Origin of the sequence: Shinella sedimenti (assembly GCF_022601905.1) — a bacterium.
GTDB classification, from domain to species: Bacteria; Pseudomonadota; Alphaproteobacteria; order Rhizobiales; family Rhizobiaceae; genus Shinella; species Shinella sedimenti.
In genome coordinates, this window is sequence record NZ_JAKVIN010000006.1 from 146521 (window position 1) to 167484 (window position 20964).

Consider the following 20964-nt stretch of genomic DNA (forward strand, 5'->3'; position numbering starts at 1 on the left):
CTGCTCTATCCCTTCGGCACGACCGATGGAGGATATCATGCGCGATCTCAAGGACTGGAAAGGGGCACCGCCTCCCGCTCCCGTGTTGCTCGAAGGCCGTTACGTGCGACTGGAGCCCTATGATCGCGCGCGCCATCTCGATGCGCTGTGGGACGCGTTCGGCGGCATGGCCATCAATCCGTTGCTGCGCTATTTCGCGCAGCCCGATTTCACAGGTATCGAGGCTTTCGATGCCTGGTCTGACGCGGTGATCACGTCCGGCTGGGTGCGCGAGGTCATCGTGGACAAGGCCAATGGCAAGGTCGTCGGCATGGCGCATTACATGCGGCCGGATCCGGCGAACGGCGTCGTCGAGATCGGCGGAATTGCCCATGGCAGCGGCATGTCGCGTTCGCCGCTCTCCACCGAAGCGCAGTATCTGCTTGCCAGGCACGTCCTCGAAGACCTTGGATACCGTCGTTACGAATGGAAGTGCCACAACGACAATGCGGCCAGCAAGCGGACCGCCGCCCGTCTCGGCTTTTCCTTCGAGGGCGTTTTCCGCCAGCACATGTTGTCCAAGGGCGAGAACCGCGACACGGCGTGGTTCTCGATCATCGACGGCGAATGGCCGGTGATTGCGAAGGCTTTCGAGGCGTGGCTGGCACCGGGCAATTTCGATGCGGACGGCAATCAAAAGCGCAGGCTTGAGGATATCAGGGCCGGCATTACGGCAGGAGGCGCGGCATGAGCGGCGACAACAAGGCACGGTCGACGGCGCTCGCCGCACTGATCATTCTTCTCGGAACGGGCGTGGTATTCTACTTCGTGCCCCGCATCATGGTCGCGCTTGGCGACCTCTCGCCATGGCTGGCCGGAGCGTTCGGCGCGGCGATGGTGCTGTGCTTCTTTCTGCTCTTCTGGCTGCGGGCACGCTATCAGCGCAACCGCGAAAACTAGAGCTGGAGTGAGGCTCCGAGCAGGAGCAATCCCAGCACCATGACCATCAGCGCACCGGCGATCTCGATTGCCGTGCCGACACGTACGGCTGCCGAGGCGTTGCCAGCAAAGCGCACGGCAGCACCCTTGGCCGTTACCGCGAGCGTGGCAAGGATCGAGACGGTGATGGCCGTGCCGATCGACATGGCGAGAACGGCTAGCATCCCGCCGAGATAGAGGCCGTTGAGCAGCGCGAAGCTCAGGACTATCAGAGCGCCGGAGCAGGGGCGAAGGCCCACCGCGACAATGGCCGACCATGCTTCGCGCAGCGCGAAGCGGTCGCCTTTCAGCAGCGACGGGTCCGGCGCATGGGCATGGCCGCAGGTCGAGCACACCTCGCCTGCATGATGATGGTGCTCGTGCGAATGATGATGGCCGTGGTCATGGACTTCCACGGCCTGCGCACCCAGCGCCGAGGCCCGGCGTGCGGGGCGCAGTTTCCGGAAGAGCAGCCAGGCACCGAAAAGCGTGATGAGCGCGTAACTTCCCGTCTCCAGCGCGCGGGTGGCGTCCGTCATCGAGACCGTCGTGCCGCGCAGGAAAAGATAGGCGGCGCCCACCAGCAGAATGGCGACGACGCCCTGAAGGATCGACGAGAGGAAGGAGAGCAGCACGCCGCGCCGAAGCTCCACCTCGTTCGCCAGCATGTAGGACGAGATGACCGCCTTGCCGTGGCCCGGACCGGCGGCATGGAAGACGCCGTAAGCAAAGGAGAGACCGACCAGCGTGGATGCCGCCCAGGGGTTTTCGCGCATATCCTTCAGCGCGCCGGTCATCATTCTATAGAAACCCTGCTGCTGCGCGTTGATCCAAGAAAACAGGCCGCCGAAAGCCCCATTGGTGTTGAAACCGGGCTCCGCAGAGCCGATGCCGAGCGGCGACTGAGCGTGGGCAAGCGTTGCAGTAGCGGCGATGGCGAGCGTGACGACGGCAAGGGCGATGGCGCGGTTGCGGGTCAGCATGTCAGCTCCAGACGGGTGGCGAACATTTTCGACATGTCGGTGCCTGCCGGGTCATTGAAGAAGGCCTCGGTCAGGCTGGCCTGGTTTTGTGCCAGAACTTCATCTGGGTCGGGGCGCACGACCTCGCGCTTGCAGGCCGCAAACTTGTTTCCGACCACGACGAGATCGTCGTCCGAGGCGAAATCCATCGCGGCATACATGGTGGGGTCGTAGACGCCGAAGGTGAGCTTGCCCTTGAGCGGCATGACTTCGCCCGGCTTCACCGTGAAGAACATCAGGAGCTGGCCGTCCTTGTAATCGACATTGATTGCATCCGGCTTCGCCACTTTCACCGTTTTTCCACCCTCGGTGATGGTGGTGTAGTAGCTGAACTCCTCAAGCGACTCGAGCACCGTCTTGCCCACTTCGGCAAGCTCGTCCGGATCGAGCTGGTTGTTGCCGTTCTTGTCGAAGTCCATCACGACGCTGGCGGAGAACATTTCGTCGAAACGCCAGACATTGCGCAGCTCGCTGACGGTGCCGTCCTCGTTTGCGGTCACCTCCAGCCGCGCTTCCGCGAAGATGTGCGGATGGGCGAAGGCCGTGGCCGGTGCCAGCAGGGCTGCGCCGGCGAGCAGGCGAGGCAGAAAGCGCATGAAGTTCAGTCCTCTCGGCGATAGGAATCGACCGGATGAATCTAACGCAAATGGGTCGGAATTGGGACCCTCAGGCTTCGATACCCGGATTGCGGCGAAACCAGCCATGCAGGAAGTCGACGAAGGTGCGCACCTTGGCCGGCAGATAGCGTCTGTGCGGGTAGATCGCGTAGATTCCGCGGTCGGTCGGCAGATAATCCTCAAGGACCGAAACGACATTGCCCGCGTCCAGGCAGGGCCGGGCAATGAAGGCAGGCACCTGCGCAACACCGAGGCCGCTTGCGGCCGCGCGTATGGCGGCGGTCGGGCTGTTGACCTCGATATGCCCTCCGACCGGTACGCTGAAGCCCGCGCCCTTATCGTCCACGAAGCGCCAGTTGCTGTGCGACTTGCCGTTCGTGTCGATGATGCAGGGCAGGTGGGCGAGATCGCTCGGGTGATTGATCGGCCCGGTGCGGTCGAGGAATTCCTGCGTCACGCAGATCTTGAGAAGGAAGTCGCCGAGCTTGCGGGCGATGAGGGCTGAATCCTCCAGCCGCGTGATGCGGATCGCCACGTCGAAGCCTTCCTCGACGAGATCGACGAAGCGGTCGTCGGCGACGATCTCAAGCGACAGTTCCGGATATTCCTTGCCGAAATCGATGAGCGACTGGCCGATTTCGGCATCGACGAAGGTGCGCGGCGCCGAAACCTTCAGCTTGCCGCGCAGGTCCGTGTTCTTTTCGCGAACGAGGTCGGCGAGGTTGTCGATCTCCTTCAGGATGTCGGAGGCTGTGCGATAATAGGTATGGCCGGGCTCCGTCATCGAGAACTGGCGGGTGGTGCGGTTGAGCAGCAGCGCGCCGAGTTCGTCTTCCAGTTCGCGTACATATTTGGACAGAAGCGCCTTGGACCGGCCGGTCTTGCGCGATGCAGCGGAAAATCCCTCGGCGTCGACGACGTCGATGAAGGCCCGAATTCGGGTCAAAGTGTCCATGTGTCCCCACTTAAATAGACGTGCCGCTGGATCGCATGTGCGGCCTGCGGCTGAAGTCGGCGCTTGGGTCGCCGATCGTAGAAAAAAGTTCCATCAAAAGCCAGTTTCGCGAATGTCGTGGCTGGCGGATTATTTTCAATAGCGCGAGGCAAAAAAAGCTCTTGATTACGACAGCGATTCTTCCTATCTCCCGTGCTGCCCAAAGTCGCACGTGCCTGTGGGTGTCCGCCGACCCTCGATTTGGTGAGGATAATCGGTAAGGTACCTGGAACTAACCGCTCCAGTCGCTATTCCGGCCAACCGGGAAATGCGAGGACATCTTGAAGCAACGACGGTGCGGGCCTTTCTGGTGTCTGCCGGCTTTCCATCAGCCGGGGTTACTGAAGAGGCACACCTTCATTGCCGGACGTGCGGTCGGGTTTCCCACCAATCCAAGGCAGACAAAGCCGAATTGAAGCCTAGGCGGGCTTTGGTTCACCGTTCGCGCTGATGCGCATGCTTGGTACCGGGGTCTCCACCGGCTGGTTCCAGAGCGTGTTCGTATCCGCCCTTTGTCCTCTGGGATTATCCCGGAGCAACCTGGATATGGGGAATACCGAGATGGCAACCGCACGTATCATCGACTTTCTGAACACCCGACGTCCCGACGGCCCGTGCCTCGTGGTCGACCTCGACGTCGTGCGCGACAATTTCAAGGCTTTCCGCCACGCCCTGCCGGACAGCGCGATCTACTATGCCGTCAAGGCAAACCCGGCGCCGGAAATCCTGCGCCTTCTCGCCAGCATGGGCTCCAACTTCGATTGCGCCTCTGTCGCGGAAATCGAAATGGCGCTGGATGCCGGCGCGACCGCGAGCCGCATTTCGTTCGGCAACACGATCAAGAAGGAGCGCGATGTCGCGCGCGCTCATGCGCTCGGGGTCTCCCTTTTTGCCGTCGACAGCCATGAGGAAGTCGAGAAGGTCGCACGCGCCGCCCCCGGCGCCCGCGTCTTCTGCCGCGTCCTCACGGATGGCGAAGGTGCGGAATGGCCGCTTTCGCGCAAGTTCGGCTGCGTGCCGCAGATGGCCGTCGACGTGCTCGTCTATGCCCACCAGCTGGGCCTGACGTCCTATGGCGTGTCCTTCCATGTCGGCTCGCAGATGACGAAGCTCGACGCCTGGGATGCGGCTCTTGCTGATGCCAAGCGCGTTTTCGTTCAGCTGGCCAAGCAGGGCATCGAGCTGAAGATGGTCAATATGGGCGGCGGTTTCCCGACGAAGTATCTGCGCGATATCCCGTCAGCTGAAGCCTACGGCAAGGCGATCTTCTCGGCGCTCAAGAAGCATTTCGGCAACCAGATCCCGGAAACCATAATCGAGCCGGGCCGCGGCATGGTCGGCAATGCGGGTGTCATAAAGGCGGAAGTCGTTCTGGTTTCGAAGAAGTCGGATAACGATGCGCATCGCTGGGTCTTCCTCGACATCGGCAAGTTCGGCGGCCTTGCCGAAACTATGGATGAGGCGATCCGCTACCCCATCCGCACGGCGCGTGATGCCGATGAGATGGAGCCCTGCGTTCTCGCCGGCCCGACCTGCGATTCGGCCGACGTGATGTACGAGAAGAACATGTATCCGCTGCCGATCACCCTTTCGATCGGCGACGAGGTTCTGATCGAGAGCGCCGGTGCCTATACGACCACCTATTCGGCGGTCGCCTTCAACGGCTTCGAACCGCTCAAGGCTTTTGTCATCTGACCACCTCGGCGCTCCCGTCCCTGCGGGAGCGCCACCCTCACAATTCGTTCCGGATACCGTTTGAATCGGTTTTGAGCACGGGAGGCCCAGAGATGGCCACTGTTCTTGATTCTGTCCGCGCGTTCTTCGCGCATGCCGCCTTTACCATCGACCAGGAAAACGCCGGCGACGTGCTCGCGCGCGAGCGTCTGCTCGACCGCGTCATGGGCGAAGCTCGCTTTCGCAAGTCGTCCGAGAAGCTGCGCCGCGGCCGCCTGCCAGCCGAAGGTTTGGCGCTGGTCGCGCGCGATGCGGATGGCCATGTCATCGGTACCGTGCGTCTGTGGAATGTCGAAGCCGGCGTCGATGCCGATGGCAATGCGGTCCCGGCACTCCTGCTCGGCCCGCTTGCCGTCGATTGCCAGCACGAGGGCAAGGGCATCGGCGGCGCGCTCATGCGGGCTGCCATCACCGAGGCGCGCGACCGTGGGCACGGTGCGGTGCTTCTGGTGGGCGACCCCGAATATTACGAGCGCTTCGGTTTCTTTGCCGCCAAGGCGCAGCATCTCGTCATGCCCGGCCCCTTCGAGCGCCGCCGCTTCCTGGCGCTGGAACTCAAGGACAACTGGCTGGATGGCGCTGCCGGCTTGCTCGTCGCCAGCGGTCGCCGCCGCGTCATGCCGGCTACGCGAAAGGCTGCCTGAAGAAAGGCCGGTGGTGCGCCGGCCTTTCCATTCTTGACGCTTGTCATTGTTTTAATTGAGCGTTTGCCAAGTCTCGTGTTGATTTCCGAACAATCTTCCATTTGCGCACCTTTCAATTGATCCATCTCAAATGCTTCTCCTGCACTGCGCTCTCATAGTCGCGTCGCAAAACGAGTCGTGATGATGGAGAGACGACATGAAGAGAGATGGGATTGTGCGGATCAGGCTTGCGGCGCTTGCCGCAGCTGTGACGCTGATCGGTGGCGGCGCTTTTGCGGCTGATCTTGCCGAGCGCATGGCGCCGGCGGAGGCACCGGTGGATATCGCGGCACAGAGCCCCTGGCAGATCCGTGTGCGCGGGCTGGGCGTCATCACGAACGATTCGGGCTATGTGGACGCGATCCCAGGTTCGGGCCTGAGCTACTCCGACACGGTCGTTCCGGAACTCGACATTTCCTATTTCTTCACGGACAATATCGCGGCGGAACTCATTCTCGGCACGACCTATGCGAACGTGAATGCCGCCGATTCCATTTCCGGCCTCGGCAAGGTCGGCAAGACCTGGCTGCTGCCGCCGACGCTGACCCTGCAATACCACTTCACCGATTTCGGCGCATTCAAGCCCTATGTCGGCGCGGGCGTGAACTACACGCTGTTCTATAACCAGTCCGGGTCCGGTGATTTCACCGATCTCGACGTCAAGAACAAGGTCGGCGCTGCCCTGCAGGTCGGCTTCGACTACATGATCGACCAGCATTGGGGCGTGAACTTCGACGTGAAGAAGCTCTTCCTGGAGCCCGAGTGGAAGGTCAACTATCAGGGGACACCGCTGACCGGCAAGGCGAAGCTGGACCCGTGGCTGGTGGGCGCCGGTATCACCTACCGCTTCTGAGAACGGAGCCGCCCGTGGCCGGGTGCACACAGGTTTTCAACACTGCGTGAAGCCCGGCCATCGGCCATGAAATAGCGCTGCCGGTCGCCTATCTGCCTTCCCATGAGGAAGCAGCTTTTCATCATTGGCCTTGCCCTGGCGTTGCCGCTCGCCGGCGCCTGCGCGCAGGAACCCGTTATTGCCCGGCCGGCGCAGACGATCGCGGAGACGCTGTCTGCGGCGACATCGTTGTCGCAACTGAAGGCGGTCGTCGTCGCGCATAACGGCAAGATCGTCGCCGAGCGCGGTTATGACGGGCATACGCCGGCCGAAAGCGCGAATATCAAATCGGCGTCGAAGTCGATCATCTCGGCTCTTGTCGGCATCGCCATTTCCAAGGGCCTGCTCGAGGGCGTCGACCAACCCATCGCGCCAATCCTCGCCAGCGACCTGCCGGCGAAACGCGATCCGCGGCTCGACCGCATCACCATCGGCAACTTGCTTTCGATGCAGGCAGGGCTGGAGCGCACTTCCGGCGGCAACTACGGGCGCTGGGTGGCCAGCCGTAACTGGGTGCGCGCGGCCCTCGCCATGCCCTTCGCCGACGATCCGGGTGGGGCGATGCTCTACTCCACCGGCTCGACACATCTTCTCTCGGCGATCCTGACGAAGGTCGGCGGCAAGTCCACACTGGCGCTGGCGCGCGACTGGCTCGGACCGCTCGAAGATTTCCGCATCGGCGCCTGGGATCGAGACCCGCAGGGCATCTATCTCGGTGGCAACCAGATGGCGATGAGCACACGCTCACTGCTGGCCTTCGGCGAGCTCTACCGAAATGGCGGGCGCACAGCGGAGGGCACGCAAATCGTGCCGGAGGACTGGATCCGCCAATCCTGGCAGTCGCGCACCAATTCGCGGTTTTCCAACGACGGCTATGGCTACGGCTGGTTCGAGCGGGTCATCGGCGGCAAGACGGTCCATTATGCCTGGGGTTTTGGCGGCCAGATGCTCTATATCGTGCCCGATCTGGCCCTGACCGTCGCGATGACCTCCGACGAGGGTGACCCTTCCGCCCGCTCCGGCTATCGGGATGAGCTGCATGACCTCCTGGCCAAGATCATTGGCACTGCCGGAAGCTGATCAGTTCGCGGCGCGGCGATAGAAGGCGAGCGAGCCTGCTAGCGCCAGCATCACACCGCCGCAGATGCGGTCGAGCCAGGCAGCGCCCGATGTCTTGAGCACGCGCACGGCCTGCGAGCCGAGTGCTGCGTAACCGAACATCACCAGGAAGTCGATGGCTGCGAAGACTAGCGCGAGCAGGGTATATTGCTGCGTCTGTGGGGCTGATGGATCGACGAACTGCGGCAGGAAGGCCGAGAAAAACAGGTAGCCCTTGGGGTTGGTGACGGCGACCAGCAGGCTTTTCGAGAAGATCGCCCGCGCTGTCGTGCGGCCGGCGGCCTGTGCGTCGTCGAGGGCGCGGCCGAGCGCGCCGGTGGAGCGCAGCATCTGGATGCCGAGGAAGGCGAGATAGGCCGCACCCAGCCATTTGACGAAGGTGAACCAGAATTCCGAGGCCGCCAGCAGTGCGCCGAGGCCAAGCGCAACTGCGCCGATCAACACGAAGTCCGACAGAACGGCGCCAACCATGCCTGGAAGTGCGCGGCGGATGCCGTAGCGCGAGCCGTTGGTGAGGGCGAGAAGCACGGTGGGGCCGGGTGTGGCAATGCCGATGAAAGCGACGGCGGCGAAGGCAATGAGGGTAATGGACGTCATGGTGGTTCCTCCTGCGAAAGTGCTCCCACGCTTCTGGCCGTCGTGCAAGCGGGGGATTTGACAGACGGGCGGTGAAGACCTATGTGCAGGGCAGGGTGAGAGCTCCTGCCGTCCGCGAGCGCGAGCTTTGGTGAAGTCTCTCTCAGAATAATCGGTCTTCCAGCATCACGCATGCGAACCGGTGGCAGTGCGGGCTCCCTCCGAAATGACGCATGCAGACACTGGAGATCCGACATGCGTCCTCTCTCGACGCCCCTACCTTCCCTCGACACCTTGAAAGATCAGGCAAAGCGCCTGCGTGCGCGCTTTGCTGACGAGATGCAGCCCGTTTCGCATTCGCGTGCCCTGGAGCTGATCGCGGCCCAATACGGCTTTCGCGACTGGAATACGTTGCATGCCGCGGTCGGCAACCGGCCGCCGTTCGATCCTTGGATGCTCGGCTCGCGCGTGCGGGGCAGCTATCTCGGCCAACCGTTCGACGCTGAGGTGATCGGCGTACAGGCGCTGACCACCCAGCCGGGTCGTTACCGCATGACACTGCATTTCGACACGCCCGTCGATGTGGTGACCTTCGACAGTTTCTCCGCCTTCCGCCAGCGGGTCAGCTGCACCGTCGATGAAACGGGGCGGACACTGGAAAAGACCTCGAACGGCCGGCCGCATCTGGAACTGGAGTGGTGAGGCTCAGAACGAGCCCTGGAACCGTGCCGCGAGACCGTTGACCTTGAAGTCGGCGGTCTCGTCGGCCTCTTTGCGCACGAGATGACTGTATTCCAGCGCCACGGCCGCGCCTTTGGCAAGCGTGTAGGTGAGGGTCGCCGTCGTGGCATTGGTGCGGGTCCGGTAGTCGTAGGTCAGCCAGTCACTATAGGCCTGCTCGAAGGCGAGGCTGAGCTTCAGCTTCTCCGTCAGCGCAGTTTCGAGCGTAAGGCTGACCGTGCGGACGTCCTCGCCCATAGGGTCGTCTATGTCGGCAAGCGCGATGTCTCGTGACAGCTTTCCCTTGAGCACGACCGCGTCGGTGATTGCCCAGGCGAGTTCGGTTTTCAGAAACGGACGGGTCGGATCGACGGTCGTGCCCAGTTGCGGGCTCTGCACGCGCACGAGACCCGCCTCCGCCAGCAACGTTACTGCGCCGAACACGCGCCCGAAGGCGATCGAGCCGCGCAGGGTCTGTGCGGGATAGCGCTCGAAATTGTCCTGGGGATCGCCTGGAATACGGTTGGTGCGAAACTGCACCGTTGCGCCCACCTCGCCGCCGAGCAGCGGGCGGATATGCCCACCCGTCACTTCGTAAAGCGTGTTGCCGCCTTCAAGCTGCACGCGCGGCAGGTCGGGAATCGTCAATCGCGCCTTGCCGGGGCCGAAGCGGGCAAGCGATGCTGTGAGGTGGCTCTTGCCGCCGGCATGTTCAATGGTGACGCCGGTGCTGGCATTGGCCAGAATGTCCGTCTGCCGGTAGCCTAGGAGAAGGCCGGGCAGGGCGAGCAGGATGTCGCCGGTCTGCCGGTGTTCGATGCCGCCTCGAAGCGTGAACTTGACGGTCTCACCGATGTCGCGCGTGAGGCCTAATTCGATCCCTGCCGCGCGCTCGTCCGCAAAACGGTATCGGGGCACCTGCCGCGCCCGCGTGGTCACCGCATAGGCGACGTCGGTTTCCTCAAGGTCGAAACTGCCGCGAAGGCTCAGTCCGGCTTCGGCAAAGGAGGCTGGAAGGCGCGTCGTATCCTTGAAGATATTCGATGTGCGGCCACCTCCGAAGGTGTAATCTATGGCTGAGTCCGCAAGCGACGGATTGCTGCCTGCCAGCAGCAGGATGGTGGCCAGCGTGCCATGAAAAATACGCATCCGGTTCCGCCCCCGTGTCGGTTCATGGCTTGAAACCTAGACTTACGTGGTTAAAAAACTCTCAAAGGTTGAATATTTGGGACATATTGAGGATATATATCCGTATTGGTTGCATTCGATAGGTATTCATTAAACTTGTCTACGTTATGGTTAACTCTTTGCTATATCCGGCAAATCCGGTTGTGTTGATGGAATTGTAAATTACCATTGGTTGTGCATCCATGAGGTGCGCAACCAACGGAGAGAGACCATGAACAAGACCCGTATCATCGCCATCGCCACCGTGATTGCTCTTGCCGGTGCCGGCCAGGCTTCCGCCGGCGGCCTGCTCGGCCTCGGTATCCTCAGCGGCAACAAGACCAAGACTGGCGGCATCGTGATCGCCCCGAGTGTCGGCGTGGGCGTCGGCAACGTCCTCAGCGACAACAACGGCAACAACATCCTGAACGGTGTGCTCAACAACAATCTGAACGGCACGCTTTCCGGCGTGCTCAACGGCTCGGCCCTCGGCATTCTGAGCGGCAGCGGCGGCAGCGATTGCGGCTGCAAGAAGCGCAGACACTGACCGTAATCCCCACCCTGTCCCTGCGGTCAGTGGCCCGGGAGAGCTCGCTCTCCCGGGTTCATCATGTTGGGGCGTGTTCGGTATCAGCCGGCCAGATCGATGACGCCGCAGTCGCCAGTTTCACTAGCGAAGGCAAGCAGTTTGCCATTGCGGTTCCAGCCCATCGACGTGATGGCGCCCTTGCCGGGGCGGCGCAGCAGGACTTCGCGGCTGTCGGCGAAACGGGCCGCCAGCACCATGCCGTCGGAATAGCCGATGGCGACGACATCTTCCGCCGGATGACAGGAGACGCAGGTGACCATGACATCGGCGCGGGTGCCGAGTTCGAGCGGCGGCTTGCCCATCGGGCCGTCCTTGGCCGAGAACGGCCAGACGATGGCGGCGGGCGCGCCGGACGAAGCGAGCCACTTGCCCTTGGCGGACCAGGAGAACGACTTCACCTTGGCTGGGTAGCCCGTCATGCGCATATGGCGGGTATCCGCACCCGCTTTCGGATCGAGCTTCCAGCCGTGCAGGGCGTTTTCCTGCATGGTGGTGACGACGAAGCGGCCGTCCGGCGAGAAGGTGATGCCGTTATGCGCGCCCTTCCATTCCAGTTCGACCGGCTGGGCCGCCATCGCGACCCAATGCAGCGAAACGCCGTTGTAACGGGCGATCCCGATGCGCAGGCCTTTCGGCGCGAAGGCCATGCCCTCGACGGAACGACTTTCGGAGAATTCCTTGATTGTCCCGTCGGCTAACCGGACGCGCGCCGTGCGGCCTTCCGCGAAGCCGATGGCGCCCTGTGGACCGGCCGCGACGACGGATATCCACTTTCGCGGCACCTCTGCCAAAACCGTCGCGGTGCCGTCGGCGGCAATGCGCTGGACCTTGCCGTCTTCTCCGCCGGTGATCAGCGTATCGTTCGCCTCGTCGCGCACGCAGGCAAGCAGGCCGTCATGCGCCTCGGTGGCCTTCTGGCCATGGTCGAGGCGGTGGATGATGCCGGAGGCGGAAGCGAAGAACGGCACGTCGCCGAGAAAGGCGGTCGCGACGACGTGGCCGTCGAGATCGAGAGGGGCGACTGTCGGCATTACACGTCTTTCCTGCCTGTGGTGTTATCCGAAAACCGCTTCACACTTTTCCGGATCATGCCTTCTGTGCCTCGCAGGCCTTGAAGGTCCGTTCAATCTTCTCACGGTCGAGGTCGCGGCCGATGAAGACGAGGCGGCTTTCCCGCTTCTCACCGTCCTTCCAGGCGCGCTGGTGATCGCCTTCAACGATCATGTGCACGCCCTGAACGACATAACGCTCCTCGTCGCCGGCAAAAGCGATGATGCCCTTGAGGCGCAGGATGTTCGGCCCGTCGGTCTGGGTGATCTTCTGGATCCAGGGGAAGAAGCGTTCAGGGTTCATCTCGCCGCCGCGCAGCGAAATCGACTGCACCGTAACGTCATGGATCGGCGAAACGCCGTGGTCATGATCATGGTGGTGGCCGTGGTCATGATCGTGGTGGTGATGATCATGATCGTGCTCATGATGGTGGTGATCGTGGTCGTGCCCATGATGATGGTGATCATGGCCGCAATCGGGGCCGCAGACATGGTCCGGATGATCGTGGTCGAGAAAGTGAGGATCGTTCTCGAGCGCGCGCTCCAGGTTGAACGCCCCCTGGTCGAGAACCTTGGTGAGGTCGATATCCGAGCGGGTCGTGCGATGGATGCGGGCGGACGGGTTGATCACGCGCACCGTCGCCTCGATCCTTGCAAGCTCTTCCGGGCTCACGAGATCGGTCTTGTTGATGAGGACGACGTCTGCGAAGGCGATCTGGTCCTCAGCCTCCCGGCTGTCCTTGAGGCGCAGCGGAAGGTGCTTGGCATCGACCAGTGCGACGACCGCGTCGAGTTCCGTCTTCTGGCGAACATCGTCGTCCATGAAGAAGGTCTGGGCGACGGGAACCGGATCGGCAAGGCCCGTCGTCTCGACGATGATGGCGTCGAAACGGCCCGGGCGGCGCATCAGGCCTTCCACCACGCGGATCAGGTCGCCGCGCACGGTGCAGCAGATGCAGCCGTTGTTCATCTCGTAGATTTCTTCATCGGACTCGACGATCAGGTCGTTGTCGATGCCGATCTCGCCGAATTCGTTGACGATGACGGCGTATTTCTTGCCGTGGTTCTCCGTAAGGATACGGTTGAGCAGCGTCGTCTTTCCGGCGCCGAGATAGCCGGTGAGCACGGTGACGGGAATGGGCTTGGGAAGAGCTGTTTCGGTCATGGGAACCTCGAGGGATGGGACGTTTGGGTCCGTCGTCGCGACTGATATAGGAGATCGAAAGGGCCAGCGCAAATGCCGTCAGCGAAGTGTTTCGACGTCAAATCCGTCAACATCCTCGAGAAGACCGACGAGACCGCGCACGGCGTGCATGATCAATCGCTCTCCCTTTTCGGCGGTCGCGGCGCTTGCGTCGCCGGCAACGCCCGCCGGATTGAGATCCGACATCTTCCAGCCGAAGGCATGGGGGCCATAGGCGCGCAGATGGGCGAAACGCGCGGCGAATTCCGCCTGCCGGGAGCCGAAGCGCTCCGCCTTGTCCATCCGGACCTTTTCCGGGTGCAGCGCCAGCATCACCGATGTCTCGATGTCGCCGCCATGGATGTCGATCGCTTTGTCTTCCGGCGTGATCCAGCCTTCGGGCTGGCCGAACCGCGTCCAGGCCGTGGCCACGACGAGCATGTCGAAACGCACGCGTGCTTCCGTTGCCACGATGGTCATCAGGGGCGCGTTGCCGCCATGTGCGTTGAGAAGGACAAGCTTGCGCAGGCCGAAGCGGTTTAGATCCGCGGCGATGCGCAGCCACCGTTCGATGGCGACGGCATAATCCAGCGAGCGCGTGCCGGGCACGTCGAGATGTTCCGGCGAATAGCCGATGGGCTCTGTCGGCAGGAACGTCACGGGCAGATGCGTCGGCAGGACGGCCATCAGGCGCTCCGCGATGCCCTCGGCGATTAGCGTGTCGGTTTCGAACGGGAGGTGGGGTCCGTGGCCCTCATGGGCGCCGAGCGGCAACACCGCGATCCAGCCGGCGCGGTCCTCCGGCGCAAGCATCGGGTCGTTTTCGGTCCACCGCATCTTCGGATGCGCCATTCCTGCCTCCGATCCTCACTTGCCGCCAGCCTTCAACCTGAGTCATACAAGGACAGGCCCATGATGCAAGGGCGAGGAGCGAGGCGATCGATGGGCAAGAAGCACAAAGACGGCAAGGACGGAAAGAAGGCCAAGAAGAAGAAATCGCACGATGCGGTTTCCGGCGCGGGTCTCGCCGCGGCCGTCGTGAATGCCGCGCGCTCCATGCGTACGGTGCTTTCGCGCAATCTGCTCGCCACCGGCCTCTATGCGGGACAGGACGGCGTTATCCTCGCGCTTGCCGAAGAGGGCGGGCTGACCGCCGGGGCGCTTGCTAACCGGCTCGGTGTCAAGGCGCCGACCATGACGCGCACGATCGGGCGGCTCGAAGCGCAGGGTTTCGTCGAACGGCGGGCCGATGGCACGGATGGTCGCCTGACCGTCGTGCATCTCACGGAGTCTGGGCACGCCTCCGTGGAGAAAATCACCGAGGCGGGACGATTGAGCGAGCAGCAGGCCGCCGAGGGCCTGAGCGAAAAGGACGTGCGCAATCTCCTGAAACTGCTGCGCGCCATGGACGAAAACCTGCATGGCGCCGTGCCGGACGAGGCCCGCGACAGCGAAAAGACAGTTGCCGACGAGATTTAAACTGTTTAAATAAACGGTTTTAAACGCGCAGGGTGGCGCGGTCGTCTGGAGGGGTCGTGGCACAGAAAATCAAGCTTTCCACCATCGCGGATACGCTCGGCGTTTCCACGGCGACGGTATCGCTTGCGCTGAGGGACAGCCCGCTGGTGGCGGCGTCGACGCGCGACCGGATCAAGGAGCAGGCCCGCGCGCTGGGCTATATCTATAACCGCCGCGCGGCGAGCCTTCGCACGTCGCGCTCCGGCATCATCGGTGTCGTGGTGCACGACATCATGAACCCGTTCTATGCGGAAATCCTGAAGGCCATCGAAAGCGAGCTGGACCGCGACCGGCAGACCTTCATCCTCTCCAACCATTACGATTCAGTCGAAAAGCAGCGCAACTTCGTCGAGACGCTTCTCCAGCTGGGTGGCGACGGCGTGATCATGTCGCCGGCGATCGGCACGCCGCCGGAGGATATCCGGCTCGCCGAGGATAACGGCATGCCGGCGATCCTGATCGCGCGCTCGATCGACGGACTGGATGTCCCCATTTTTCGTGGCGACGACAGCTATGGAATTTCGCTTGCCACCAATCACCTGATCGGCCTTGGCCACCGCACCATCGCCATGGTGGGCGGGACGGACCAGACCTCCACCGGCCGCGACCGCTATCAAGGATACGTCAACGCCCTGCGCAAGGCCAATATCGAGGTTGATCCCAGCCTGCGCATTCCCGGGCCGCGCACCAAGCAGGGTGGTTTCGAGGCGGCGGTGCATTTCCTCTCGCTTCCGCAAAAGCCGACAGCGGCCGTCTGTTGGAACGATCTCGTGGCCATCGGCCTGATGAACGGCATCGCGCGCGCCGGCCTCGTGCCCGGCCGCGACGTCTCCGTTACCGGCTATGATGACCTGGAGGAAGCGGCAATCGCCACGCCCGCGCTGACCACCGTCTGGAACGGCCAGTCGGAAGTGGGACGCAATGCCGCGCGCGCGCTTCTCGACAAGCTGTCCGGCAGCCACGAGCCTGACGGCATTCATCTCATCAAACCGGAAATGCGCATTCGCCAGTCCACCGGGCCGCTGAAGCCGCATCCGGAAGGCTGAGGAGTTTCTTTCATGAACAGACCGCGCATCCTTATTCCAGGCATCATCCGTGAACGCGTGGTTGAACGCCTGAAAGACGCCTTCGATATCGTGCGTATCGACAGTGCGGACCCGGCTCTGGTGGCGCGATCCGAAGCCGCAGCCGTGTCGGGTGTAGCTGTTTCCGGGCGGCTCGATGCGGCGATGATCGCGCATTTGCCGGCGTTGGAGATCATCTCAAGCTTTGGTGTCGGTTATGATGGCGTGGACGTGTCGGCGGCTGCTGAACGCGGCATCGTCGTGACCAATACGCCTGACGTTTTGAATGACGAGGTCGCTGATACGGCGATCGGGCTGCTGCTCAATACCGTACGCCGCCTTCCGCAGGCCGAGACGTGGCTGCGCGAAGGGCGCTGGCAGCGCGACGGGGCCTTTCCGCTCTCGCCGCTCAGCCTTCGTGGTCGCAAGGCCGGCATCTACGGTCTGGGGCGCATAGGCATGGCGATCGCACGACGGCTGGAGGGCTTCGGCCTCGACATCGCCTACCACACCCGCCAGCCGCGCGAGGGTGTACCCTATACGTATCATTCTTCACTGACGGCCTTGGCACAGGCCGTCGACATCCTGATTGCCATCGTTCCCAAGACGCCGGAAACGCATCGGACGATCAATGCGGATGTTCTCAAGGCTTTGGGCAGCAACGGCGTGCTGATCAATGTCGGGCGCGGTTGGACGGTCGATGAGTCGGCGCTCGTTGCTGCCTTGAAGAACGGAGTTATCGCTGCCGCCGGGCTCGACGTGTTTTATGACGAGCCGAACGTCCCCGACGGCCTGCTCGATTTGCCGAACGTATCGCTTTTGCCGCATGTCGCCTCGGCCTCGGTCGCCACGCGCGATGCGATGGCCGATCTGGTCGTCGATAATCTCATCGCGTGGTTCGATCGCGGGCAGGCCCTGACTCCAGTGCCGGAAACGCCCTTTACCCGAAAATCAGGTTAGTATCCGGAAAGTCTTCGTTAACCATTCGGCAAGCTTGCGGGCGCATGCTTTTCCTGTCGAATCGCGCAAAGGAGATCTCCATGAAGACACTCACAATCGCCGCTTTGGCCGCTGTCGTGTCTCTGGGGCTCTGGGCTGTCGGCCGCGACCGGACACCGGACGTGGATCCCATCGTTTCGAGCTCCATTCCCGCTGGTGCGGCCGGACACAGCTACACAATCACCAATTCCGTTGCGAAAACGGCCTGTCTTGCCGAACGGGGCGCGGCGATCTCCGGGCGCAGCACACGCTTTACAGCTGATCCGGACTGCGATGCAGTTTGGCCCGGCCTTGCCGGCGCGCGGACATGGACGCAGAATGGCGACGGCACGGTCGATGTGCTGGATGCGCGTGGCGAAGCGCTTCTCACTGTTGTCGATGGCGACGGGCTGGCCTATGAGGCCGTCGAGCCGGCAAATGCGATGGTCACCTTCGTCGCGGCAGACTGAGCCGGCCTACTCGGCCGCTGTCTGGCGCGCCATGCCCTGCCTGGCGGCGGCGTAGTCGCGAACGGCCTCACCGAAGGCCGCAAACAGTTTGTTGGACGGCTGATCGGAGCCGACCCAGTATTCCGGGTGCCACTGAACGCCGACCGCGAATGCCTTCGCGCCGATGACGGAAACCGCCTCGATCGTGCCGTCTTCCGCGACCGCTTCCACGGCCAGACGCGGTGCCATGTCCGAAATGGCCTGCCGATGCAGCGAGTTGACCTGGATCTCACCAGTGCCGACGACGCCTGCAAGGCAGCTGCCTTCCTTGACGATCACCTTCTGGCGGATACCGTAGGCAACGTCGAGTTCGGGCGTATCGGGCTTGCGATGGTCCCACATGCCCGGCTGTTCCTGAATCTCATTGGCAAGCGTACCGCCCAGAACAACGTTGAGTTCCTGAATGCCGCGGCAGATGGCGAGCAACGGAATACCGCGCTCCAGCGCGCGCTTGATGAGCGGCAGGCTGGTCGCATCGCGGGCGCGATCATAGGGGCCTTCTGCATCAGTCGCCTCCTTGCCGTAAAGCGACGGATGTACATTCGTACGCGAGCCGCTGACCAGAAGCCCGTCCACCCGGTCGAGGATGCCGTCGAAGTCATTGTCCGCATCAAGTGCCGGCACGAGAAACACGGTGACATCGGCGCCCTTTACGGCGGCACGCACATACTGGTTTGGGGTTGCCTGCCAGACGTTGCCTTCGATCTCCCTGATATCGGCTGGAATGGCGACGACGGGTTTCGACATGCGAGGCTCCGAGAAAAGAAATACCAAAAGAGGATTTGATATCAAATCTGGTTTCAGTCAATTCCTCTTTTCGGGCGAAATGACGACGACGGCCGTTTCCCTGCTGCGTGGCGCCGGTTTGTGAGATCACCAGTTTTCACGGGCACATCGGCAAATAATCGTTAACCACAAAACGGCGAATCCAGGTTGTACTCGACGATTACTCCCATGCGTTTTGAATAAATACTTTCGCGTTTTTTCACGCCTAGAGTTGCAAGTTTAACCTATGACTGGTTGAGTATGTTTACTTTCGGCCTTTATTTTGCAATATTTGGTTGAAACTATCTTTTCCGCGTTGGGGGTGCACGCGAAAATTGCCGAGTGAGTCCCCAGTTATTGGGTAATCTCCCGAAATCATTCATTAAATTTTGGCCGGTAACCCTCGCATGCCATAGGGAGTGCCGAGTCCATGACGGATAAGGGTCAAAACACACTGCCGGCTGATGTATACCTGTCGTTCGTCAGCTCGCTGTACGGAAACCGTCAGACCCTTTTCGTGGGCATGATTTCGCATGTCATCACGCTCTCCTTCGTATTCGCCAAGACTTCCGATCCGTTCTTCCTGCTGTGGAGCGCGCTGGTCGTGCTCATATGGTCTCTGCGCGCGCGCGGCATGCGCCGTTTCGACCGGGCCGACAAAGCCTCGCTCGACATGGCGGGCATTCGCTATTGGGAGAACTGGTACAATCTCGGCGCCGTCGGCACGACATTCGCGCTGGGCACCGCGTGCTGCTACAGCCTTGTGGTCAGCCGCGACGCCTTTGCGGAAATTGCCTGTATCTCGGTGACTTTCGGCACCATGGTTTCGGTCGTCGGTCGCAACTACGGCTCTCCCCGGACCGTCAACTACATGGTTCTAGCGGCTTGCCTGCCGATTGCGGTCGGCTTCCTGGCCCTGCAGGATTTCTATCATGCCGTCCTCGCATCGTTGGTTCTGCCCTTTGCAATGACGACGCGTTCGATGGCCAACGGCGTTCGCACGTTCCTTTACGAAAACGTGCTGGCGGCGCGTGACCTTGCGACCATCGCGGACCGTTTCGACACGGCGCTGAACAACATGCCGCACGGTCTTTTCATGCTGGATGCGGACCACCGCATTCTGGTCGCCAACCGGCGTGCCTGCGAACTTCTGCATCTCGGCAGCCAGGAACGGCTGAAGGATTGCCACCTCGATCTCGTGCTGCGCTATGGCGTTCGCAACACGTTTTTGAACCTTGAGCAGAGCAAGGCTATCCTGCGCCAGCTCCAGGAGCTTCTGAACGGCGACCGCTCGCGGGCGCTCTTGCAGGTGAGGGAAGGGCTTTACCTCGAATTCACCGCGGCGCGCCGGGAAAACGGCGGCGCTGTCCTGATTTTCGAGGATGTCACGGCGCGTGTTCGAGCGGAAAAGAAGATCCTCCATATGGTGCGCTATGACAGCCTGACCGGCCTTCCGAACCGCGCCTATTTCGCCGATCTCGTTCAGGATGCGCTTTCGGAGCGCAAGAAGCCCGGCATGGTCGGCTTCATGGTGCTCGATGTCGACGACTTCAAACATGTGAACGACATGAAGGGTCACATCACGGGTGACCGCCTCCTGTGCGCGATCAGCGAGCGGCTGCGGCGGCTGGCCGTGGACAAGATCATTGTAAGCCACCTGATGGGTGACGAATTCATCCTGTTCTTCCCGAATGAGGCAAACCGTCGCGATCTGGAAGCGCGCATGCGTCGCTTCCACGAGCAATTGCGCGGCACCTATGAATTCGACGGCATGACATTCCTCGTCTCATTCAGCGCGGGATGTGTGACGGTGCCGAGCGATGAGTTCCGGCTGGATGAAATGCAGATTCGCGCCGACCTGGCCCTGTTCGAGACGAAGTCCCGCGCCAAGGGCAGCGTCACCGTCTTCGAAGAAGAGATGGACGCGCGATACGTGGATCGCCAGAAGCTCAAGGAAGATCTTCGCGAGGCGCTTGCCACCGACGCGCTCTCCGTCGCTTACCAGCCGATGTTCGTTCCCGACGGCACGAGAATAGAATGCTGCGAGGCGCTGTCGCGCTGGACGCATCCTGAGCGCGGCGCCGTCGCGCCGAATGTCTTCATCCAGATCGCCGAAGAGATGGGCATCGTCTCGGAAATCACCCGCTTCATGATCAACCGCGCCTGCGCGGACTGCGTGACGTGGCCGTCGCATATGAGCGTTTCCGTCAATCTCTCCGTTCAGGACCTGCGCGGTACGGCAATTATCGGTGTCGTTTCGGAGGCACTGGAGGCGGCTGGGCTTGCGCCGCATCGGCTGCATCTGGAGGTTACCGAAAGCTGCCTGATGGAAGAGCCGGTCAAGGTGCAGGCTATCCTGCAGGAACTGCGCGCCCGCGGCATTACCATCGCCATCGACGATTTCGGCACGGGCTATTCCAGCCTCAGCTATCTCGATCAGCTTCCGCTCGATGTCATCAAGATCGACCGGTCCTTCGTGCGCAACATCGGCGAGGACGCACGCCGCTTCAAGCTGCTGCGCGGCACGGTCAACCTGTCGCGGGAACTGGGGCTGCGGATCGTCATCGAAGGTGTCGAGACGCAGGAGCAGCTCGCGCTTATCAACAAGTATCACTGCGCGGATCTGGTCCAGGGCTATGTCTTCGCGGCACCCATGTCGCCCGATGCCCTCCGTGACCGCTACGAAAGCCTGGCTCGCAAGCCGGCTGAGCCCCGCCGTCGCGGGCGTCGCGTCGCCTGATCCATCTTCCCTTTGCCTGAAAACCCACCGCGTGCATCAGTTTATGCAAATTTAGCGTTAACCATATATTAAGGTTAATGAATGGTAT

At 62.0% G+C, this 20964-nt stretch carries 22 protein-coding genes; 13 read left to right on the forward strand and 9 right to left on the reverse strand.

The window, feature by feature from the left end; all coding sequences use genetic code 11:
- Nucleotides 1-37 precede the first annotated feature (37 nt).
- Both MKI86_RS15015 and MKI86_RS15020 read left to right on the forward strand, forming a co-directional pair.
- Nucleotides 38-730, forward strand: a complete 693-nt coding sequence (locus tag MKI86_RS15015) for a GNAT family N-acetyltransferase (protein WP_241601808.1) — start codon at nucleotides 38-40, stop codon at nucleotides 728-730.
- Nucleotides 727-939, forward strand: a complete 213-nt coding sequence (locus tag MKI86_RS15020) for a hypothetical protein (RefSeq protein WP_241601810.1) — start codon at nucleotides 727-729, stop codon at nucleotides 937-939. The genes MKI86_RS15015 and MKI86_RS15020 overlap by 4 nt, the downstream gene beginning before the upstream one ends.
- On the opposite strand, the gene MKI86_RS15025 is transcribed toward MKI86_RS15020, so the two are convergent.
- From MKI86_RS15025 to MKI86_RS15035, 3 genes are all read right to left on the reverse strand, one after another.
- Complete coding sequence (locus MKI86_RS15025) at nucleotides 936-1940, reverse strand: nickel/cobalt transporter (RefSeq protein WP_241601812.1); 1005 nt, start codon at nucleotides 1938-1940, stop codon at nucleotides 936-938. The two genes, MKI86_RS15020 and MKI86_RS15025, sit on opposite strands and share 4 nt — an antisense overlap.
- Nucleotides 1934-2575, reverse strand: coding sequence for a DUF1007 family protein (locus MKI86_RS15030; protein ID WP_241601814.1), 642 nt, complete (start codon nucleotides 2573-2575; stop codon nucleotides 1934-1936). Before MKI86_RS15030 ends, MKI86_RS15025 begins: the two co-directional genes overlap by 7 nt.
- Nucleotides 2576-2645: 70 nt before the next feature.
- Nucleotides 2646-3551, reverse strand: coding sequence for a LysR family transcriptional regulator (locus tag MKI86_RS15035; protein ID WP_241601816.1), 906 nt, complete (start codon nucleotides 3549-3551; stop codon nucleotides 2646-2648).
- 600 nt (nucleotides 3552-4151) lie between these two features.
- On the opposite strand from MKI86_RS15035, the gene odc2 reads away from it, so the two are divergent.
- The 4 genes from odc2 to MKI86_RS15055 all read left to right on the forward strand — a co-directional run bounded on the left by odc2 (nucleotide 4152) and on the right by MKI86_RS15055 (nucleotide 7979).
- A complete protein-coding gene (gene odc2 / locus MKI86_RS15040; RefSeq protein WP_241601819.1) occupies nucleotides 4152-5285 on the forward strand; it encodes an ornithine/lysine decarboxylase in 1134 nt (377 codons plus the stop codon).
- Between the two features lie 92 nt (nucleotides 5286-5377).
- Nucleotides 5378-5968, forward strand: a complete 591-nt coding sequence (locus tag MKI86_RS15045; RefSeq protein WP_241601821.1) for a GNAT family N-acetyltransferase — start codon at nucleotides 5378-5380, stop codon at nucleotides 5966-5968.
- Between the two features lie 196 nt (nucleotides 5969-6164).
- Complete coding sequence (locus MKI86_RS15050; RefSeq protein ID WP_241601823.1) at nucleotides 6165-6860, forward strand: OmpW/AlkL family protein; 696 nt, start codon at nucleotides 6165-6167, stop codon at nucleotides 6858-6860.
- Between the two features lie 102 nt (nucleotides 6861-6962).
- Complete coding sequence (locus MKI86_RS15055; RefSeq protein WP_241601825.1) at nucleotides 6963-7979, forward strand: serine hydrolase domain-containing protein; 1017 nt, start codon at nucleotides 6963-6965, stop codon at nucleotides 7977-7979.
- Here the strand turns inward: MKI86_RS15055 and MKI86_RS15060 are convergent, their stop codons facing one another.
- Nucleotides 7980-8615, reverse strand: a complete 636-nt coding sequence (locus MKI86_RS15060; RefSeq protein WP_241601826.1) for a LysE family translocator — start codon at nucleotides 8613-8615, stop codon at nucleotides 7980-7982. It lies immediately after the preceding gene.
- A 234-nt stretch (nucleotides 8616-8849) separates the two neighbouring features.
- Here MKI86_RS15060 and MKI86_RS15065 point away from each other — a divergent pair, with 234 nt between their 5' ends.
- Nucleotides 8850-9296, forward strand: a complete 447-nt coding sequence (locus MKI86_RS15065; protein WP_241601827.1) for a glyoxalase superfamily protein — start codon at nucleotides 8850-8852, stop codon at nucleotides 9294-9296.
- 3 nt (nucleotides 9297-9299) lie between these two features.
- On the opposite strand, the gene MKI86_RS15070 is transcribed toward MKI86_RS15065, so the two are convergent.
- Complete coding sequence (locus tag MKI86_RS15070) at nucleotides 9300-10463, reverse strand: outer membrane beta-barrel protein (RefSeq protein ID WP_241601828.1); 1164 nt, start codon at nucleotides 10461-10463, stop codon at nucleotides 9300-9302.
- A 250-nt stretch (nucleotides 10464-10713) separates the two neighbouring features.
- Between MKI86_RS15070 and MKI86_RS15075 the strand changes: the two genes are divergently transcribed.
- Nucleotides 10714-11028 (forward strand): hypothetical protein, encoded by a 315-nt coding sequence (locus tag MKI86_RS15075; RefSeq protein ID WP_241601831.1) that lies wholly within the window; start codon nucleotides 10714-10716, stop codon nucleotides 11026-11028.
- A gap of 83 nt (nucleotides 11029-11111) precedes the next feature.
- Here the strand turns inward: MKI86_RS15075 and MKI86_RS15080 are convergent, their stop codons facing one another.
- The 3 genes from MKI86_RS15080 to MKI86_RS15090 all read right to left on the reverse strand — a co-directional run bounded on the left by MKI86_RS15080 (nucleotide 11112) and on the right by MKI86_RS15090 (nucleotide 14154).
- On the reverse strand, nucleotides 11112-12101 hold the full coding sequence (locus MKI86_RS15080) for a WD40 repeat domain-containing protein (RefSeq protein ID WP_241601833.1): 990 nt from the start codon (nucleotides 12099-12101) through the stop codon (nucleotides 11112-11114).
- 55 nt (nucleotides 12102-12156) lie between these two features.
- Nucleotides 12157-13284: a CobW family GTP-binding protein gene (locus tag MKI86_RS15085; protein WP_241601835.1), complete on the reverse strand. Its 1128-nt coding sequence runs from the start codon at nucleotides 13282-13284 to the stop codon at nucleotides 12157-12159.
- A gap of 78 nt (nucleotides 13285-13362) precedes the next feature.
- Nucleotides 13363-14154, reverse strand: a complete 792-nt coding sequence (locus tag MKI86_RS15090; RefSeq protein ID WP_241601836.1) for a creatininase family protein — start codon at nucleotides 14152-14154, stop codon at nucleotides 13363-13365.
- Between the two features lie 90 nt (nucleotides 14155-14244).
- Between MKI86_RS15090 and MKI86_RS15095 the strand changes: the two genes are divergently transcribed.
- The 4 genes from MKI86_RS15095 (at nucleotide 14245) to MKI86_RS15110 (ending at nucleotide 17332) form a co-directional block, all read left to right on the forward strand.
- Entirely contained in the window at nucleotides 14245-14781 is a 537-nt protein-coding gene (locus MKI86_RS15095) for a MarR family winged helix-turn-helix transcriptional regulator (RefSeq protein ID WP_241601837.1), read from the forward strand.
- A 56-nt stretch (nucleotides 14782-14837) separates the two neighbouring features.
- Nucleotides 14838-15866, forward strand: coding sequence for a LacI family DNA-binding transcriptional regulator (locus tag MKI86_RS15100; RefSeq protein WP_241601838.1), 1029 nt, complete (start codon nucleotides 14838-14840; stop codon nucleotides 15864-15866).
- Nucleotides 15867-15878: 12 nt separating this feature from the next.
- On the forward strand, nucleotides 15879-16844 hold the full coding sequence (locus MKI86_RS15105) for a 2-hydroxyacid dehydrogenase (protein ID WP_241601839.1): 966 nt from the start codon (nucleotides 15879-15881) through the stop codon (nucleotides 16842-16844).
- 80 nt (nucleotides 16845-16924) lie between these two features.
- Nucleotides 16925-17332, forward strand: a complete 408-nt coding sequence (locus MKI86_RS15110; RefSeq protein WP_241601840.1) for a hypothetical protein — start codon at nucleotides 16925-16927, stop codon at nucleotides 17330-17332.
- A gap of 6 nt (nucleotides 17333-17338) precedes the next feature.
- Here MKI86_RS15110 and MKI86_RS15115 read toward each other — a convergent pair whose 3' ends face one another.
- Nucleotides 17339-18118, reverse strand: coding sequence for a gamma-glutamyl-gamma-aminobutyrate hydrolase family protein (locus tag MKI86_RS15115; RefSeq protein WP_241601841.1), 780 nt, complete (start codon nucleotides 18116-18118; stop codon nucleotides 17339-17341).
- Nucleotides 18119-18566: 448 nt separating this feature from the next.
- Here MKI86_RS15115 and MKI86_RS15120 point away from each other — a divergent pair, with 448 nt between their 5' ends.
- The gene (locus MKI86_RS15120) at nucleotides 18567-20876 is read left to right on the forward strand and encodes a putative bifunctional diguanylate cyclase/phosphodiesterase (RefSeq protein WP_241601844.1); all 2310 of its coding nucleotides are present in this window, start codon (nucleotides 18567-18569) and stop codon (nucleotides 20874-20876) included.
- The last annotated feature ends 88 nt before the right edge of the window (nucleotides 20877-20964 follow it).